Genomic DNA, 17,717 nt, shown 5'->3' on the forward strand with positions numbered 1-17,717 from the left:
TAGAGCTTGCGGAGCGGTAGTCGTAATGTTTAAGAACAGTGGATTGCGTTTAAGTTAGGGCGGTAGGTACACTTCTGCTGAAGCGCTAAGGAGGATGAGGATTCAATGTTCAAACGCATGGATGAGATCATGATCGAGATTCCCGATGTCGAGAAGCCGGACCCTAATGCCGCAGCCGCCGTACAAGAACTGCTTGGAGGAAAATTCGGCGAGATGTCCACACTTAACAATTATCTCTATCAATCTTTTAACTTCCGTTCCAAAGACAAGCTGAAGCCCTTCTACGATCTGGTAATGAGTATAACGGCCGAGGAGCTGGGCCATGTCGAGCTGGTATCGCATGCGGTGAATAAATGCCTCAGAGGCTCAACAGCATACAAGGAACCGGACTCCACCCCACTGGATGCTGTAAAAGATGCCCGGCTGTCCTATCACTTCCTGGCCGGAGCCCAGGGGGCGATGCCGTTCGATTCCATGGGCAATCCATGGACCGGGGCCAATGTGTTCAACAGCGGTAACCTGGTGGAGGATCTGCTGCATAACTTCTTCCTGGAATGCGGAGCAAGAACACACAAAATGAAGGTCTATGAAATGACCGACCATCCGGCTGCACGGGCGGTCGTCGGTTTCCTGCTCGTCCGCGGCGGCGTCCATGTGGTGGCCTATGCCAAAGCGCTGGAGATTGCAACGGGCGTCAACGTCACCAAGCTGGTGCCTATCCCTTCCCTCAGCAACAAGTCTTTTACCGAAGCAGCCAAATATGAAGAAAAAGGGGTGCACACCAAACTGTACACTTGGAGCGACAATGACTTCAGCTCCATTGACCAGATCTGGAAGGGCACCCATCCTGAAGACGGCCTTCCGCTGGAAGTGATTCAAGGGGCGCCTGAAGGCGTACCTATCCCTGAAGCGCCAGAATCCAAGGAAGAGTTCGCACCGGGCATTTCCGCCGAGGAATTCAAGGAAATTGCCAAACGCCTCAAGATGGCAGGAAATATAAAAGATTAGGCCAGCATGAGTATAACGGTTAGTCTGATATGGGCAAGCAGAAGCAGCCTCGCATTCATTTAATAAAACGGCACTGGTTCAGCCAATGAAAACGGCTGCGCCGTCCTTAACTGGACAGCGCAGCCGTTTTGGTCCGATTAATCATACCCGCCAACCGATTCAGGAAGCGCCTGATATTCGGGCTTGCTCTGGACCAGCTTCACAATCTGGTCCCGCAGTTTCTGCAGCTTCCTGGCATCCGGAGTGGTTTGGCAATACTCTCCGCTCCAATTTAACGCCTTCTGCTCGCTATTGACCCGAATGATCCAGTATTCCTCATCATAGGGGATCTGCCTGCAGCTTTTGTCCGCAATCTCCAGCTCCATACCACCCAGTACATTCATCTCACGCATCTGCCGGTAAATCTTACTCCTTTCAGCATCCGTCAGCCTGAGCTTTGCTGTAGCAGAACCCTTGGAAATCAAATCCTTCGTTACCGTGCCCTTAAAGGTATTGATCTCATTCTTAGCAGTAATCCCATAACGCACAGAAAATGCAAAATCCTCAGGCATCTGTTCCGGCATATTTACAGCCTCCGCAGACGGCTCGGGCTGCAAGGCGGGAGCAGAATGCTCTATATCTTCACAGCCTGCAAGTAAAATCACCAAAAAGGACATCAGCAGATCCGGATAAGCTAGCAGTTTGTTCACGGTCAACCCTTCTCACTTAGCTTTAGAATCAAGTAGACATTCGTATCATGGGGTACACCGCCCGGCACCGAGGCTTCATTCGCAGAAAGTACTACAGCGCTGAAACGGTTCAGGTCCAACAATTCATAGCTCCTCCCAGATCCGCAGCATTGGAGGCAGCAGAGTCTGCTGCTTATCACAGCTCCAAGTCTCCTTTGCGCTGCGGCTTCAGTACAAGCTCTGTAGATGCCGCTTCCCGGCCGTTCACCAGCAGGGTGATCTTATGTTCCCCCGCATAATGGCGGCGGGTGGTCAGATCCGCCCAGCGGTGGGTCCGTTTTCCGGTTAGGCGGGTGCCTCCCGGAACCGTTTTATCCGAGAGCAGGAACAGCTTGCGCGAGGTTTTGCCCCCGGCTTTTACAAAATCAATTCCGTATTCTATACGTATACGGGCCTCATCCCCCTCGCGGACGTTAAGGGCATAAGCCAGCTCACAGCTCCCGCCTATCTGCAGTTCCGCAGGCTCCACAGACAGGATGGCGCTGACGGCAAGCGGGGTTTCGTCCTCCTGGCCTGCATAACCAAAAAGCGCCAGAACCTCAGGGTTCGCTTTGCGGATCAGCGTGCGGCAGCCATGCCGCACGATCCAGTCTGTGTGCGCATTTACGCCTTTCCAGCGCCGGACCATATCAATCACGACACCGGGGTGGTCCTTCGCGATGTCGTTCAGATTGTTCGCCACACTCTTGCGCACGTATAGCGAAGAGTCTGCCTTCAGCTGCTCCAGCACCGGGAGCACCGGCGACGGGTCACGCTTGAACATGGGCAGCGCCTGGCCCCAGGGAAGGCGGGGCCGGCTGCCCTCGCTCGACAGCCGCCGCACATGCTCGTCCGGGTGCTGCGACCAGCGCAGCATCTGCGCCATCATCCGCTGCGGGTCCCGCAGCAGAAACGGCCGGACGGCAAATTCTGCCGACGATTTGGGCGTGAAGCGTTCCAGCGCTGACATGGACAGTTCCCAGTGCTCATCGCTTCCTCCGAATACCTCAACGAAATCGGGGAAGATCAGATACGGGAAGCCTACGCACTCTTTATCTATGGCAAAAAGAATTTCCAGAGCATCCTCATACCGCCGGGGCAAAAATGCTCCCAGTGTCTCCGTGATCCGCCGCATCCGTCCCTTTAGCTCCAGTTCTTCCCAGGGGTCCTTCATCGCCGTAGTGACGAATCCCTCCAGATCAAACCCGCTATATACGGACAGCAGCTTTTTGCCGAAGCTGCGCAGAAATCCCTCATTGTACATTGCTTTTAACGGTTCCGCCATTTCTGTCTCCTCCTGCCGGTTACTGCCTGTGCAGTGTATTACACTTCTGGTTACAAGTGTAGCCAGAAGAGCGTAACATAAATAACTCGACAGCTTAATGTCATATTCAATCGGCAGGATTATGAATAATGTTTAAGCTCAGTGCTTTTTCTGGCTCTGTCCACGATTGGGCCTTGTAAAATATTTACAAAGGCAACATTGCTGGAACGGATGCTTAACAGCTCATCCTGTATGCAGACACCCATGGCTTCCAGAACATTTTCAGGAAACGAGATATAATGTCGCTCATCCAGATAGACCCAGCTGAATATCCTCTGTTTGGTGCGGTATATGTAGCCTTCTTCAGTCTGGTTAAACAGAACAGGATCTTTTTTCAGAACATCAAGGAGGTAGGATTTGTGCGCTTCCAGCATCCCTCTGGACATTACACTGAATCCTCCCGAGGTTCCGCTCCCCGACATTATAAAAAGCTTGCTGCATTTCTGTATGCCATACTCTTCAAGCGGCTCGTCCGGCAAATACAGTGTGCGGTCTTCTTTTACCTTAAGCCAGCCGTATATGTATTTTCCTCCTGGTGTAATTAAAGGCATCACGGCACCTCCTCCCCCAATTTATAACCAATCACTTATGCTGTCCTCTAACGATTCCGGCGAGACCTGTTCATGTTTCAGCAATCACAACCGTACCGCTTTTCAAATCCACAATACGGCTTCGTGTGTCAGCGTGTGAAATGAACAGCGGTTGCCCGTTTGCCTGTATACAGTAGGATATAGGGATGGACACCCCGCAGTTCCGGTAGGAGCCGTCGGCATGGCTGGTCCCAATGATGGGACATTGATATTTCACAGCGATCCGCGCTGCCTCCACCGTCCACAAGGCGAACTGTTCTTCACTGAACATTCCCACTCCAATCGGATGAGCGATGAAATCTAAGGTTCCAGCATTCCCTTCCAGCCCGCTCAGCCCCTGCAAAATTTCAACACACAGCAGATAACCTATCCTTATATCACCAGCCTCAACTACCGAAGGAGTATGCAGCTCTCCTTGCATCGGAGACTTCGCCCGTTCCAATAAAATCTCTCCGTCCGGACCGATCATTAACGCTCTGTCTTTGCCGTTATCGTCTTTGTAACTGGTAATCATCAGCTTCCTATACTGCCTGGCAAGACTGCGGAGTATCTGCACACTGCCGGTATCGGCTACATACCCTTCAGGGTAGAGCACTGCATCACAATAAGCGGACCACTGCCTCAGCTCCTCTTGCAGCTTCAACATATCAGCTTCATGATCAGGCTGGGAGACCAGTAATTTCATCAGGATTCCTCCATACATTTACTCACTGCTCCAGCGCGGCAACCGCCTCCCAATCGCGGATCGGCAACTGCTCCAGATACCCGGTGAACATTTCGTCAACCCACTGTTTTTCTGTTTCTTTGGCGATTGCGGACTTCTTATACTGCTCCAGCACACCTTCGCGGTGCATTTTCAGAAAAGCGTCATTTTCACATATTTTGCAAATTAAATCTTGTTTTCAAAATGTACTACCTGGCGTATTATAGATAAAAAGCTTTTGTAGACACCCGCGCTAAAGCGAACGAACGGAGGAATGTCAGCCATGCCGCAGACACTTGTTAAAAATGTTGATTTTTTTGTCGCCGCCCTATCGCAGACCTATGTGTCCGCGCTGCAGCTCGACCCGGATGGAATGTATTCCCAGGTGGGCATCGGAATCGTCGAGAAATTTGCTGAAGACTATGTACGCCTCAAAAGATTCGACGGCAGCGTCTCCCATTACGACCGGGAAATCACGAAATTCCAGCATAACAAAGCCTGATCCATCTCTATTACATTCCGCCTTGAGCATAATTATCCTGCTTACTCCAGATGAAAGGCTGTAAGCCCTTGGCATTACGGCACTGCCCTGACCCCCTTCTCCCCCTGTATAGTGGTTCAGTTCCTCCCATTTGGTTAATCGTTACATAAGATGGCCGTTTGGGACATATCCTAACTTTTGCAGGAGAGAAAGGAATGAGAGGCATGAGCGACCAAGAGAATTTCACGGACGGGCGCAGTCCCGGCTTTAACCAGATCCCCGATGCCAGCAGACCTGGACAGACAGCCTCTACGGACAAGCTGGACGATATCGTCGGAGGTATTATGGATAATGTGCAGGAAACCCTGACCGGCGATCCCCCTAAGGAATCCGGCAAGCATCGGGCTGGCAATACTACCACGGACAAGTAAGAACACCCCTATGGCAAGAATCTGGTGCAATCTTGACGGTGTGAAAATGGACTTAGGCCGCATACACCTAAACCATTGATAATCTGGATAGCACACAGCCGGTAAATTACTAACGAAAAGGCGGCACACGTTTAGAGCGTGAGCCCGCCTTTTTGGCAACGAGTGCCCCGGAGGTAACACTCCGCCATAAAATTTTAACGTGTGCATTTCAATAATTCCTTGACTTGACAGTGCCGAGGCCGTAAACTGAAATCGTTAACAATTCTATTTTTCCGGAGAGATATTATGATCACCATCAAAGATATTGCACGTGTTGCCGGCGTCTCCCATACAACCGTTTCCCGGGCGCTGAACGGCAGCCCGCTGATCAAGAAGGTCACCCGGGACAAAATAGAAAAAATCGCCGCAGAAATGAACTACATCCCCAATTACAGCGCCAAAAGCCTGGTAACCAGACGGTCCTTCACTATTGGTCTGTTTTTCTCCAGCATTGAGCAAGGGACCTCGGCCAGTTTCCTGGTGGATGCCATCAAGGGAATCAGCCACATCCTGGATGAGAACTTCAACTTGACGGTCAACGGCATTGACGGCGTGCATCATTTTGGCAATATTCAGCCGCAGCGCTTTGACGGTATCCTGGTCATGAGCCAGAGCGATGAGGATAATGCCTTTATCTATCATGTGAAGAAGATGGGCATCCCACTGGTCGTGCTGAACCGCCAGCTTGAAGATCCCGGCATTATGAACGTGGTGGCAAATGACCGTGAAGGTGTGAAGGAAGCCATCGACTATGCCGCCCGGCAGGGACACCAGAAATTCGCCATTATCGAAGGCAAACCCGGCTTCAAGTCGTCGAGCGAGCGCAAGCAGGGCTTCATGGACAGCCTGATTGCCCATCGCCTTCCGCTGAACTCCGATTATTTTGCGGCGGGTGATTACAGTATTGAGAGCGGTTATGCGGCTATGGCTGCTCTGCTCCTGCTAGAAGATCCGCCGACAGCCGTATTCTGCTCCAATGACGATATGGCGATTGGTGCGATGAATGCCTGCTACGCCCACAAGGCTGATGTTCCCGGCAAGATTTCTCTGATTGGATTCGATGATATCATGTTCTCCCGGTACACGAATCCCGCCTTGACCACAGTCCGCAAACCGATTACAGAAATCAGCGAGCTTGGCACCAAAATGCTGGTCCAGCTGCTTCAGCAGCCGGAGACCCAACCCCAGCAGCTGTTCGTGAAGACATCGTTAGTCATACGCCAGACGGTAGCTGAATTACAGCAGTAATGAGGGGGTTGGCGAATTCCAACTAATCTTTTCATTTGGACATTGTCCCGCGGATTAGTTCTACTAATTCCACTTAAGCTTTAAAAAAAGAGCCTCTCTTTTTTTGTTTAAAATGTTCACGTGTGCATTATTCCAATTCATTATAAAAGGAGATTATTGAACACTTATGACACAGCGTTTATCCAGAACCACTCAGCCCGGCCTGCCGCAATATCCGGAACGGATGATTCAATTTGGGGAAGGGAATTTCATGCGTGCCTTCGTAGACTGGCAGCTGCAGCAGATGAACAAACAAGGCCTGTTCAACGGAAGCGCAGCGGTTGTCGTGCCGATCGGCCAGGGACTCGGCGGACTGATGGCCGAGCAGGATAATCTCTACACGGTGCTGCTGAACGGCATCATGCAGGAGCAGCCAGTCAATTCGCGCGAGATCATCACCAGTGTCAGCCGGGTGATCAATCCCTACAGCGACTATGAAGCGTATCTGGCCCTGGCCGAAAATGATGAGCTGGAGTTTATCACCTCCAATACAACCGAAGCAGGCATCGCCTATCAGCCGGGAGACCGTTTGAAGGATGCGCCTCCCTCAAGCTTTCCTGCCAAATTGACCGCCCTTCTCTACAGACGGTTTGAGCTGGGCAAAAAAGGCTTCGTCATCATCCCCTGTGAGCTGATTGACCGCAATGGGGAAAAGCTGCGGGAAATTGTGCGCCAATACGCCGCAGATTGGAACCTGGGTGAAGCGTTCCTGCAGTGGCTGGACGCCGAGAACACCTTCTGCTGCAGTCTGGTTGACCGGATTGTTCCGGGTTATCCGCGCGACAAGGCCGCTGAGCTGGAAGCTGAGCTGGGCTACCTCGACAAGCTGATGGTAACCGCAGAGCCGTTCCTGTTCTGGGTCATTGAAGGCCCGGCGTGGCTGTCCGAACGGCTTCCGCTGGCGAAAGCCGGACTTAACGTAGTCGTTACAGATGACATGACCCTCTACCGCGAGCGCAAGGTTCATCTGCTGAATGGGCCGCATACAGCCATGGTTCCCCTCGCCATGATGGCAGGGCTCGAAACCGTGGAGGATGTGATGAACGATGAAACGTTCTACCGCTTTGTGCGCGGGCTTTTGGATGAAGAGCTTATTCCGATGCTGGATCTGCCGCAAGAAGAGCTTCTCTCTTACGCGGACGCTGTGCTGGAGCGCTTCAAGAATCCGTTCATCCGCCACGAGCTGGCCTCGATTTCACTGAACAGCATCTCCAAGTTTAAAACCCGGCTTCTCCCTGTACTCCTCCGGTATCAGCAGGAACGCGGCCAGCTGCCGCCATTGATTACACTGGCCCTTGCCGCACTGCTGCTCAGTTACCGGGGAGACCGTGTGAAACGTCAGGACAGTGCTGAAGTGTTGGAAGTCTTTGATCAAGCCTGGGGCAATCCTCCCACCTTCGCTGCTTCAATTCTTAGAGAAGTCAGCCTGTGGGGCCAGGACCTGTCACAGGTGCCGGGCCTTACTGAAGCAATTGACGCCCAGCTGCACCAGCTTCAAAGCTCCGACAGCCGTGCCGCACTGCAGCAGTTGGTCCGTTCAGAAGCCTAATTCATCATTTTTTATAGGAGGGACAGCATGAAACGATTAATGAAAATGAATCCCCGGGATACAGTAGCCGTCGCGCTGCGTCCGATTGCCTCCGGTGAAGTACTTTCCTTTGAAGGGCTTAGCCTCACAGCCGCCCAGGATATTCCGCAGGGGCATAAAATCGCCTTAACCGGCTTCGCGAAGGGCGATGTCATTACCAAATACGGATACCCTATCGGGCATGCGGTGGAGGAGATCCGGGCGGGTGACTGGATTCATACGCATAACATCAAAACCAACCTGTCGGGAGAGGAAGAATATGAATATCTTCCCGACCTGCATCCTGTCGCCTATCCGAAACGCGACCTGACCTTCCAGGGCTACCGCAGGGCAAACGGCAAGGTTGGCATCCGCAATGATCTGTTCATCATCCCTACAGTTGGCTGCGTGAACGGCATCGCCGAGCAGATGCTGCAGGAGTTCAAGGCAGAGCATCCCGATCCGGGCGGTTTCGACAACTTCACTGTGCTTAAGCATCCTTACGGCTGCTCGCAGCTCGGCGACGACCACCGCATGACCCGCAGCATCCTGCTGGATGCCGTAAATCATCCCAACGCCGGGGGCGTGCTTGTCTTCGGCCTGGGCTGCGAGAATAATATCGTCTCCGAATTCCGCAGCATGCTGGGCGGCTATGACGAGAGCCGGGTCAAATTCCTCGTCGCCCAGGAGGTGGGCAATGAGGTGGAAGCCGGTCTGGCTCTGCTTGAAGAGCTGTACGAGGCCGCAAAAAATGATGTCCGCGAGCCCGTTCCACTCAGTGAGCTGAACATCGGCCTGAAGTGCGGCGGCTCCGATGGTTTCTCCGGTATTACTGCAAATCCGCTGCTGGGCGCTTTTTCCGACTTCATTATCTCCCAGGGCGGAACCTCCGTGCTGACCGAGGTCCCTGAAATGTTCGGGGCGGAAAAGATGCTCATGGCACGTGCGGAGAACCGCGAGGTCTTTGAAGACATCGTTTCCCTGATCAATAACTTCAAGCAGTACTTCCTCTCATACGGTGAACCGGTGTACGAGAATCCCTCTCCCGGCAACAAAGCCGGAGGAATCAGCACGCTTGAAGACAAATCGCTGGGCTGTACGCAAAAGGCAGGCAGCTCGCCCGTTGTGGATGTGCTGGATTACGGGGTGAAGCTGCGCCGCAAAGGCCTCAGTCTTCTGCAAGCTCCGGGCAACGACCTGGTGGCGGCCTCCGCCCTCGCCGCTTCGGATTGCCAGCTTGTGCTTTTTACGACCGGCCGGGGAACACCGTTTGGCAGCTTTGTGCCTACGGTCAAGGTGGCGACCAACAATGAGCTTTTTGCCAAAAAGGGCCACTGGATGGACTTCAATGCCGGACCGCTGCTGGAGCGTCCGATGGCCGATGTGCTTGAGGAATTTATCGCCTACATTATCGATGTGGCCAGCGGCCAAAAAACGCGCAACGAGCAGAACGAAGTACGTGAGCTGGCGATTTTCAAAACCGGAGTTACGCTCTAATCCTGATCAAATCCAAGCAAAGGGAGAATTGCAATGTTTTTAAATGACGATTTTCTGTTGACCAGCGAAACGGCACGCCGGCTCTTTCATAATCATGCCAAAACCATGCCGATTATTGATTACCACTGCCACCTCGACCCGAAGGAAATCTATGAAGACAAGGCGTTCCGCAACCTCACCGAAGCCTGGCTGGCCGGGGATCATTACAAATGGCGGCTTATGCGCGCTAACGGGGTTCCGGAATCCCATATTACCGGAGATGCTTCCGACTATGACAAGTTCCTGGCCTGGGCCCGTACGCTCCCGAAGGCTGTCGGCAATCCCCTGTACAGCTGGACCCACCTGGAACTGCGCCGTTTCTTCGGGATTAACGAGACGCTGAACGAGGCTTCCGCTCCTGCGATCTGGGAGGAAGTGAACCGCAAGCTGGCTGAACCGGCCTATACGCGGCGGAGTCTGATCCGGAAATCCAATGTTAAAATCGTCTGTACCACCGATGATCCGGCGGATTCCCTGGAATATCACCGGCTGCTGAAGGAGTCGGAGCAGGACTTTCAGGTCTTCCCGACCTTCCGACCCGACAAAGCGCTTAATATCGACGCCGATGGCTTCACGGTTTGGCTTACCCGGCTGGGGGAAGCTGCTGGAGTGCCCGTAACCACGTATGATACGCTGGTTGAAGCCTTGCGGAGCCGTGTGGAATTTTTCCATCAGAACGGCTGCCGGCTATCAGACCATGCGCTGGATGTGCTGCGTTATCAGGCGGCTGGTGAAGCTTCACAGCTGGAGCGGATTTTTGCCAAACGTCTGGAAGGTGCTGTTCTGTCGCCGGAAGAAATTACAGTCTACCGGACAGAGCTGCTGTCAGAACTGATTGGAATGTACCATGATAAAAACTGGACCATGCAGCTGCACCTGCACGCCTTCCGCAACAATAATACGCCGATGTTCCGGCGGCTGGGCCCGGATACCGGGTATGACGGAATTAATGACCTGTCATTGGCAGAGGCGCTCTCGAAGCTGCTGGACCGGGCCGAATGCAGTAAGGGATTGCCGAAGACCATCCTGTATTCTCTGAATCCGGGAGATTACCCTGCCCTGCTCGCGCTGATGGGCTGCTATCAAAAGGACACCGCAGGCAAGCTTCAGCTCGGCTCCGGCTGGTGGTACAACGATACCCGCGACGGGATGCGCCGCCAGCTGACCCTGCTGGCCGACAACAGCCTGCTGGGCAATTTCGTCGGCATGCTCACCGACTCGCGCAGCTTCCTGTCCTATACCCGCCACGAGTATTTCCGGCGTGTGCTCTGTGAGCTGCTGGGCGAATTGGCCGGGCGCGGTGAAGCGCCGGACGACCAGGCCCTGCTTGGACAGCTGGTGGAGGATATTGCCTACAACAACGCCGCCGGCTACTTCGGCTTTGAAGCCCGCAGCGCAGCCAAGTAGCACAGCTAGACAGAAGCGGACACGCCATCCTTTTGAAGATAACCATTAAAGGCACAAAGTACAAAGTATCAGGAAAGGAAGTATATTATGCCTACGCTATATATTGCCGGTGACTCCACCGCCGCACAGAAGGGCGGAGGCGAAAAGCCAATGACCGGCTGGGGAGAATTCCTTCAAGAGCATTTCAGCCCTGATATTGCTGTAGATAACCGGGCGGTTAATGGACGCAGCACCCGCTCCTTCCTGGCGGAAGGTCGGCTTGAGGATATCGGCAAGGACTTCCGGAGCGGCGACTACCTGCTGATCCAGTTCGGACACAATGACCAGAAGGTAGAGGACCCCGCCCGTTATACCGATCCCTCTACGGAGTACCGCCGGAATCTGCTCACGTTCATTGAATTTGCCCGCAGCCGCGGCGGATACCCTGTTCTGCTGACTTCGGTCAGCCGCCGCCGGTTCACTGCAGGCAGCGAACCTGACCCGCTCGCGGTCGGGCTGTACCCGGAAGCGGTGCGCGAGGTTGCAGCGCAGACCGGCACGCCGCTGCTTGATATTTTTGCCTCCTCCCAGCAGTTGTACCGCGTGCTGGGAGTGGACGGCTCGCGGCAGCTGTTCATGCATCTGCCTGCAAGCGTGCATCCCAATTATCCGCAGGGCATCACGGATGACACGCATTTCTGCAAAGAAGGCGCCGCCCGCATAGCTGGCCTGACCGCCGAGGCGATCTCGCAGTCGGCAGAGCTGGCTGCCTTGCATGCATATTTGCGGCGGCCGGGGTTTCGCGCCGCAGAGAGCATGCCAGCAATCTAAGGCTCCCATGGACTCCGCCGATCATCGGAAGAGAGGAACATCGGGTTCGCGATGTTATCGAACGCCGGACTCCGTGTTACCTTCAAACGCCGCAAAAGGAGGTTTTTATTATGACTGCCCCGCTTCATCTAGGTGTACGCGCCCATGATTTTGGCCGTCTGCCTTTGCCGGAGCTGACCGGGAAGCTTAGCAGGTATCGTTTTTCGCATATTCAGCTCGCTGTACATAAGTCCTTTCCCGAAAGTGTTCCTGCGCTGACTGCGCTAAGCCCAGGAACCGCTGCTTATTTTGGCGAAGCCTTCCGCCAGGCAGGAGTCCGGATTGCCGTGCTCGGCTGCTATGTGAATATCGTCGATCCTGATCCTGTCAAAAGACAGCTGGCTTTGAACGCATTCAGCACCCATCTTCGCCTGGCCCGCGATTTTGGCGCCAGTCTGGTTGGTACCGAAACAGGCAGTGTAGGCAAAGGGTATACTGCGGAGAATTTTACCGAGGAAGCCTTCCGCCAGGTAGCAGTTTCGGTACAGGCCTTGGTGGCGGAGGCGGAGCGGTTCGGCGTAACGGTAGGCATCGAAGCAGGGATCAATCACCCGCTGCATACCGCACAGCTGGCACACCGGCTGCTCACGCTGATTCCCTCCAATAATCTGCAGATTATTCTCGACTGTGCCAATCTAATGACCGCGGACAATTACCGGCAGCAGGATGCCGTGATTGGGGAAGCGCTGGAGCTGCTGGGGGACCGGATTGCTGTCCTGCACCTGAAGGACTTCACGGTCAATGACGGACAGATCGGGATTGTGCCTGTCGGCCAAGGGCTGCTTCACTTTGCTCCGCTGCTCCAATACATAAAATATAAACGGCCGCATATTCAGGGCATTTTGGAGAGTACCCCAGAGGAATATATGCAGGGCAGCATAGATTTTCTGCAGCGGCTGTATGATGAAGTCTGACCGGTTGCAGGAAACTGGGGACAGAAGGAAGCGATAGCTATAAAACTGTGCCGCAGACCGCCTAACCGACCCCGATTACTATGCCTAAGCGGCACACCAAAACGGGCATCCCCTCACACCTGCCGTGAGAATCGGATGCCCGTTGCTGCTGTCTGTGACTAATTTTACCGGCTTCTATGCCCGATACCTAACCGGATAATTTTACAATAAAAGTAATAATTTCATACGGCTTGACGTCAAAGGTAACCGCCCCGCCAGGCTTCACTTCGCCCGCAGGCCGCTCCATCAAGTCACATTCCTGCCAGGAATGAACCGGATAATCGCTGCTGAGCGTTACGGTGCTGCGGGTGCCCGTATACTCATGCAGGCGGACGATGAAGCCTTCGCCATTCTCCGCCATTTTAATGGCGTCAACGGCAATGCTGCCGCAGTCCGTCTTAATCAGTGATTTACCGGCCCCCGCAGCATAACCGCCCTTAACCACACGCAGCGGATTATTCAGTGACCAAGCTTCCTGAACTGTACTGGCTGCTGCCCAGTCGCCCTTATGCGGCAGCAGGGCATAGGTGAATCGGTGCTCCCCCTGATCCGCCTGCCAGTCAGGCTCGGTGGCCGACTTGATCAGCGACAGCCGCATTACATGATCCTTGATGTCATAGCCGTATTTGCAATCATTCAGCAGACTGGCGCCATACCCCCGCTCCGACAGATCGGCCCATTGATGGCCCACACTTTCGAACCGCGCATAGTCCCAGCTTGTATTCCAGTGCGTCGGCCGCTTAACGTTCCCGAATTGGATGTCATAGGTAGCTTCCGTAGCCCGCACCGCTACCGGAAAAGCGGTCTTCAGCAGCTGATGCTGCTCATGCCAATCGACCAGTGTCTCAAAGTCAATCCGGGCGCTTCTGCTGTACACCTTGACCTTCTGAACAATGGAGGAGTCCATATACTTCCATGTGAATTCCAGCACTGCCGCAAGCAGGCCGCATTCGGTCAGCTCTACTGAGCGCAGGTCAGTGATTTCTCTCTTTTTCTCCTGATAAAACAGGTCAATATCCCAGGCATCGAACATCTTCGGCTTATCCTCAAAAACCTGAAGCACGTTGCCGTTCTCGCCCGGAGCCAGCACCTCCCGCTGTTCCCGGCGGTCATAAATGCGGCTCAGCTGCCCCGCACCGTTCCATTCCAGCACATAAAACGGAGTCGTAAGCCGGGAATCCTGCCATTCGAACGGAACCGGACTACCGGACGTTAAGGAGTTGCCTTCCCGCACCTCAGTCTTTCCTGCGGCAGAATCGGCAGAAACAGCAGAACCCGCTGAATCCACCTGAACCGATAATGCTGCCGCAGGTCCTGCCTTTATGACTGTGCTGCCCAGCATCGGAACCGCCGGAACCTCGATCAGCCAATCCCCGCCAACACGCTGGGAAGATAACTGTCGGCCGTCCGCAGTGGTCCACACCCTGTCCTCACCTACTGCTTCATAAGGAATGGCTGCCAGCTCCGTCCGATCGTAGAAAGCTCCATTGAAGACGGTATATTCTGTCTCATGCCGGGTACCGGCCCCTGCAGCCTGCTCTTCGGCCTGCCCATGTGCCTTCCCTTCTGCTAACCCTTCTGTCAGCCCTTCTGCCAGCCCTCCAACCAGCCCTTCAGCCGCAGCCTTCGCCGCCGCGCTGCCGATCCGCTCCGCTTCCGCATATTCCAGTCTTGAATCCTCGTACACCTCGCGGATGGAGGAGCCTGGGATAATATCATGGAACTGGTTGCGGAGGATGGTGTGCCAGCCTTCCAGCAGGGACTGCGCCGGATAGCTGCTGAAGCTGCCTTTTTCTACAGCCAGGAGGACCTGCAGCCACTCCGCTTCACGGTACAGCAGTTCCAGCTTCCGGTTCATCCGCTTGTTGTAGGCCTGGCTGGTATACGTTCCCCGGTGGTACTCCAGGTACAGCTCCCCGTCCCAGGTATGAACATACTGGTCAGTGGCGCGGACCGTTTCATTCAGGCGTTCAAAATATTCATCCGCCCGCCCCGTCCGGACCGCAGGAATGCCCGGCATCTTGTCAAGGCGGCGGCGCATTTCCAGCATTTCGCGGTTAACGCCCCCGCCGCCATCACCATATCCGTAGGAGAGCAGCAGCTCGCGGTTCAGATTCTTATCCCGGTACTGATCCCAGATGCCCTGAACGGAGAAGGCTTCAATCAGACCGTTGTAGGTGTAATACCAGGCGCCGGAGTCAGGCCCTTCAGGTGTGGTGATAAAATGGGTCAGCACTTCACTGCCGTCAATGCCTCTCCAGCGGAACGTATCATGCGGCATACGGTTATATTGGCTCCAGCTGATCTTGGTGGTCATGAAGGTATCAATGCCCGATTTGCGCAAAATCTGCGGCAGTGCCCAGCTGTAGCCAAATACATCGGGGAGCCATAAATATTTGCAGTCCACACCGAATTCCTCCCGGAAGAACTTCGTCCCGTACAAGATCTGGCGCACCAGTGATTCCCCGCTGGTCAGATTGCAGTCCGCCTCCAGCCACATCGCACCTCCGGCTTCCCAGCGGCCCTCTTCCACCCGCTTGCGGATTTCGGCATAGATTTCCGGGTAATCCTCTTTGATGTACGCATACAGCTGAGGCTGGGTCTGCAAAAATATATATTCCGGGTACTGCTTCATCAGACGGAGCACCGTCGAGAAGGAGCGCGCGGCTTTTTCCCGAGTATGGGTAAGCCGCCACAGCCAGGCAACGTCGATATGAGTATGGCCGATTGCGGTTACGGTTACCGGATGCTTCGCCTCAAGCAGCGCCAGCTGCTCCAGCAGCAGCGCTTCAGCCTCCTGGACGGAAATGTAAAAGCCTGCGCTGCCCGGTTTCGACCAGTCCAGCTTGTTAAAAGCCCGGTTGAGCGCCATCAGCAGCTCCTGCTTCTCCGGCTGATTGTCGGCAAGCTGCTTGTAGGTGGATAGTGCAGCACGGCCTGTATAATATAAATTATCCGCCGCCTCATCCAGCCAGGCCAGCTCTGCCCGCTTGATCCGGTGTTCCTGGGGAACCGGGAGGCCACCGCCCTCCAGCCCAGACCACAAGCGGAAGGTGAAATCCAGCGCACGGCCCGCCGCATCCTCCTCCAGAAAAACCTCCTGGTGGTTGGAATCCACCCCCTGATAAGGCTTGCCGTCAATATACAGCAGCGACTCAAAGCCGCTGTTGTTGCCCCCGCCGGTCCGGCCGAAGTCAAAAAGCCCGACCACGCGTTTCCCCTTCCACTCCGCAGGCACTTCAATGGTTCTATGCAGCCAGATGTATGCATCCCGTCCGGTCCAGTAGTCCCCCTGCTGAAGCCGGCTGCCTCCTTTGGGCTGCGGAGGGTATACCCCGTTCGCTCCATCCTTATCCTCTACTGCCAGCCAGTCATTCAACTTGGCAATTTCGCGGTAACGGTACCCTTCCAGCTCCCGCAGCCGCGCACCCAGCTTCTCCTCAGTCCAAAACATTTGCCCTTCCTCCTCTAATAACACGTGTTATGTGCCCGGAAAAAGCGCACTTACGCGCTTTCTCCCGCCCTTAGAACTGCAGGCAGCCATATTTTCCCGGCGGCTTCTGACGTTGTTCCGCCTTCAATCTGCTTCAGCACCCGCCGCACCGCTTCTTCCCCCATGCCTACATAGGGAATTTCCACACAGCTTAATGCCGGGAGGCTCAGCCGGTGGCCCTGGATCGTGTTGTCTGCCGCCATCACCCGCAGTTCTTCGCCGATGCGCAGGCCCAGCTTATGGGCGGCCCGGTACAAATCCGGGACCCCGCTGGACCAGTTCACCAGCAGCGGCGGCGGCGGCTTGCTGATATCCGCCAGCTTCAGGAGCCATTCCTCCCAGTCCACCCGCCCTTCCCGTTCGGGAAGGCGGAAGGAAAAGGGATTCATGCCCCGGCCGCTGCACCAGCGGGTGTAGGCGTCCCGGCGCGTCCGCTCCGCCCAGCTCCGGATGCTGCCATGATATACCTCAGCATATACCGGAGTCTGGACCTGCGGAGTTCCCGGCCGCAGCAAATAATCCAGCGCCAGCTCCACACTGCCCTTGTAGTCGGCCAGCACAGAGCATACCCCCTCCGCTTCGGCATAGCCCTCCACGGATACATAAGGAACCCCCGCCTCGCTGACCTTGGCGGCCCATGCCTCATCGCGGTAGCTGGTATCATCCAGCGTCACGATGCCGTCGATCTTCCGCTGGTGGTAGAGATCCACCAGCTCATCCCTGGCCTCGCCGTCCGGCCGGTGGCCCGGCGAGCAGAGCAGAATGTGATAGCCATGCGCTTCACATTCCCGCTGCATGCCCTCCAGCAGCCGCATGAACAGCGGATGCCGTGTGTCGCCGAACGCAGCCAGACTCATGGTGCGGCCCGTCTTCATGCTCCGCGCCTGGGCATCCACATGGTAGTTCAGCTCGCGGATCGCTGCCAGCACATTCTCACGCGTCTCTCCGCTGACGCCGATACCCGGCGTGCCATTCAGCACAGCAGAGACCACGCTGCGGGATACACCGGCCAGCTTGGCGACGTCGTGGCTGGTCACTCTTTTTTTGCCCATATCAGCACCTCGGCAAAAGTATAACACGTGTTATTTCTGTTGTATACCCTTTTTATGGAAAAGGTCTGAAAGGGGATTCACCCGGCACCGGCAGTACAATCGGAATGCAGCAAAAAGGGGACAGCACAGCCTTTAACGGCTTCCGCTGGCCCCTGTTTTTGGGCCGGTTATTCTTTCACTCTCGGAGCTGCATGCAACTTCATGCTCTATTCGGCCTTTTCTACTTGTTACGGGCACCAAATCATGGGTACAATTAATTATTAGTACGTGCCATCATACAAAGGATAGGT

Annotated in this window: 16 protein-coding genes; 9 read left to right on the forward strand and 7 right to left on the reverse strand. The window is 54.9% G+C overall.

Annotation, left to right across the window (positions count from 1 at the left end; genetic code table 11):
• Positions 1–105 precede the first annotated feature (105 nt).
• Entirely contained in the window at positions 106–1,008 is a 903-nt protein-coding gene (locus tag BLQ82_RS14265; RefSeq protein WP_062527525.1) for a manganese catalase family protein, read from the forward strand.
• A gap of 137 nt (positions 1,009–1,145) precedes the next feature.
• Here the strand turns inward: BLQ82_RS14265 and BLQ82_RS14270 are convergent, their stop codons facing one another.
• From BLQ82_RS14270 to BLQ82_RS31985, 5 genes are all read right to left on the reverse strand, one after another.
• Positions 1,146–1,697 (reverse strand): hypothetical protein, encoded by a 552-nt coding sequence (locus BLQ82_RS14270; protein ID WP_062527523.1) that lies wholly within the window; start codon positions 1,695–1,697, stop codon positions 1,146–1,148.
• A 175-nt stretch (positions 1,698–1,872) separates the two neighbouring features.
• Positions 1,873–3,000, reverse strand: a complete 1,128-nt coding sequence (locus tag BLQ82_RS14275) for a DNA alkylation repair protein (protein WP_062527521.1) — start codon at positions 2,998–3,000, stop codon at positions 1,873–1,875.
• Positions 3,001–3,119: 119 nt separating this feature from the next.
• Positions 3,120–3,590, reverse strand: a complete 471-nt coding sequence (locus BLQ82_RS14280; protein WP_062527520.1) for a hypothetical protein — start codon at positions 3,588–3,590, stop codon at positions 3,120–3,122.
• A gap of 70 nt (positions 3,591–3,660) precedes the next feature.
• On the reverse strand, positions 3,661–4,314 hold the full coding sequence (locus tag BLQ82_RS14285) for a carbon-nitrogen hydrolase family protein (protein WP_074648261.1): 654 nt from the start codon (positions 4,312–4,314) through the stop codon (positions 3,661–3,663).
• A 22-nt stretch (positions 4,315–4,336) separates the two neighbouring features.
• Positions 4,337–4,483 (reverse strand): hypothetical protein, encoded by a 147-nt coding sequence (locus BLQ82_RS31985; protein WP_157243857.1) that lies wholly within the window; start codon positions 4,481–4,483, stop codon positions 4,337–4,339.
• 132 nt (positions 4,484–4,615) lie between these two features.
• On the opposite strand from BLQ82_RS31985, the gene BLQ82_RS14290 reads away from it, so the two are divergent.
• The 8 genes from BLQ82_RS14290 (at position 4,616) to BLQ82_RS14325 (ending at position 12,843) form a co-directional block, all read left to right on the forward strand.
• Positions 4,616–4,834, forward strand: a complete 219-nt coding sequence (locus BLQ82_RS14290; protein ID WP_020428986.1) for a hypothetical protein — start codon at positions 4,616–4,618, stop codon at positions 4,832–4,834.
• A 194-nt stretch (positions 4,835–5,028) separates the two neighbouring features.
• Positions 5,029–5,244, forward strand: coding sequence for a hypothetical protein (locus BLQ82_RS14295; protein WP_062527516.1), 216 nt, complete (start codon positions 5,029–5,031; stop codon positions 5,242–5,244).
• 285 nt (positions 5,245–5,529) lie between these two features.
• On the forward strand, positions 5,530–6,531 hold the full coding sequence (locus BLQ82_RS14300; RefSeq protein WP_082722816.1) for a LacI family DNA-binding transcriptional regulator: 1,002 nt from the start codon (positions 5,530–5,532) through the stop codon (positions 6,529–6,531).
• Positions 6,532–6,697: 166 nt separating this feature from the next.
• Positions 6,698–8,119: a tagaturonate reductase gene (locus BLQ82_RS14305; protein WP_062527512.1), complete on the forward strand. Its 1,422-nt coding sequence runs from the start codon at positions 6,698–6,700 to the stop codon at positions 8,117–8,119.
• Positions 8,120–8,146: 27 nt separating this feature from the next.
• Positions 8,147–9,634, forward strand: coding sequence for a UxaA family hydrolase (locus BLQ82_RS14310; RefSeq protein WP_062527510.1), 1,488 nt, complete (start codon positions 8,147–8,149; stop codon positions 9,632–9,634).
• Positions 9,635–9,667: 33 nt separating this feature from the next.
• On the forward strand, positions 9,668–11,080 hold the full coding sequence (gene uxaC, locus BLQ82_RS14315) for a glucuronate isomerase (RefSeq protein ID WP_062527509.1): 1,413 nt from the start codon (positions 9,668–9,670) through the stop codon (positions 11,078–11,080).
• 87 nt (positions 11,081–11,167) lie between these two features.
• Positions 11,168–11,890, forward strand: a complete 723-nt coding sequence (locus BLQ82_RS14320; protein ID WP_074648243.1) for a rhamnogalacturonan acetylesterase — start codon at positions 11,168–11,170, stop codon at positions 11,888–11,890.
• Between the two features lie 110 nt (positions 11,891–12,000).
• Complete coding sequence (locus tag BLQ82_RS14325; RefSeq protein ID WP_062527504.1) at positions 12,001–12,843, forward strand: sugar phosphate isomerase/epimerase family protein; 843 nt, start codon at positions 12,001–12,003, stop codon at positions 12,841–12,843.
• Positions 12,844–13,030: 187 nt separating this feature from the next.
• Here BLQ82_RS14325 and BLQ82_RS14330 read toward each other — a convergent pair whose 3' ends face one another.
• Both BLQ82_RS14330 and BLQ82_RS14335 read right to left on the reverse strand, forming a co-directional pair.
• Positions 13,031–16,336, reverse strand: coding sequence for an alpha-mannosidase (locus BLQ82_RS14330; RefSeq protein ID WP_062527502.1), 3,306 nt, complete (start codon positions 16,334–16,336; stop codon positions 13,031–13,033).
• A 50-nt stretch (positions 16,337–16,386) separates the two neighbouring features.
• A complete protein-coding gene (locus tag BLQ82_RS14335) occupies positions 16,387–17,427 on the reverse strand; it encodes a LacI family DNA-binding transcriptional regulator (protein ID WP_062527500.1) in 1,041 nt (346 codons plus the stop codon).
• Positions 17,428–17,717 lie beyond the last annotated feature (290 nt).

This window comes from Paenibacillus jilunlii, assembly GCF_900102965.1.
Lineage (GTDB): Bacteria > Bacillota > Bacilli > Paenibacillales > Paenibacillaceae > Paenibacillus_AQ > Paenibacillus_AQ jilunlii.

Coding starts and splice junctions, on each gene's coding strand:
- BLQ82_RS14265 (WP_062527525.1), top strand. CDS start 106: ATGTTCAAACGCATGGATGAGATCATGATCGAGATTCCCGATGTCGAG.
- BLQ82_RS14275 (WP_062527521.1), bottom strand. CDS start 3,000: ATGGCGGAACCGTTAAAAGCAATGTACAATGAGGGATTTCTGCGCAGC.
- BLQ82_RS14280 (WP_062527520.1), bottom strand. CDS start 3,590: ATGCCTTTAATTACACCAGGAGGAAAATACATATACGGCTGGCTTAAG.
- BLQ82_RS14285 (WP_074648261.1), bottom strand. CDS start 4,314: ATGAAATTACTGGTCTCCCAGCCTGATCATGAAGCTGATATGTTGAAG.
- BLQ82_RS31985 (WP_157243857.1), bottom strand. CDS start 4,483: ATGCACCGCGAAGGTGTGCTGGAGCAGTATAAGAAGTCCGCAATCGCC.
- BLQ82_RS14290 (WP_020428986.1), top strand. CDS start 4,616: ATGCCGCAGACACTTGTTAAAAATGTTGATTTTTTTGTCGCCGCCCTA.
- BLQ82_RS14295 (WP_062527516.1), top strand. CDS start 5,029: ATGAGAGGCATGAGCGACCAAGAGAATTTCACGGACGGGCGCAGTCCC.
- BLQ82_RS14300 (WP_082722816.1), top strand. CDS start 5,530: ATGATCACCATCAAAGATATTGCACGTGTTGCCGGCGTCTCCCATACA.
- BLQ82_RS14305 (WP_062527512.1), top strand. CDS start 6,698: ATGACACAGCGTTTATCCAGAACCACTCAGCCCGGCCTGCCGCAATAT.
- BLQ82_RS14310 (WP_062527510.1), top strand. CDS start 8,147: ATGAAACGATTAATGAAAATGAATCCCCGGGATACAGTAGCCGTCGCG.
- uxaC (WP_062527509.1), top strand. CDS start 9,668: ATGTTTTTAAATGACGATTTTCTGTTGACCAGCGAAACGGCACGCCGG.
- BLQ82_RS14320 (WP_074648243.1), top strand. CDS start 11,168: ATGCCTACGCTATATATTGCCGGTGACTCCACCGCCGCACAGAAGGGC.
- BLQ82_RS14325 (WP_062527504.1), top strand. CDS start 12,001: ATGACTGCCCCGCTTCATCTAGGTGTACGCGCCCATGATTTTGGCCGT.
- BLQ82_RS14330 (WP_062527502.1), bottom strand. CDS start 16,336: ATGTTTTGGACTGAGGAGAAGCTGGGTGCGCGGCTGCGGGAGCTGGAA.
- BLQ82_RS14335 (WP_062527500.1), bottom strand. CDS start 17,427: ATGGGCAAAAAAAGAGTGACCAGCCACGACGTCGCCAAGCTGGCCGGT.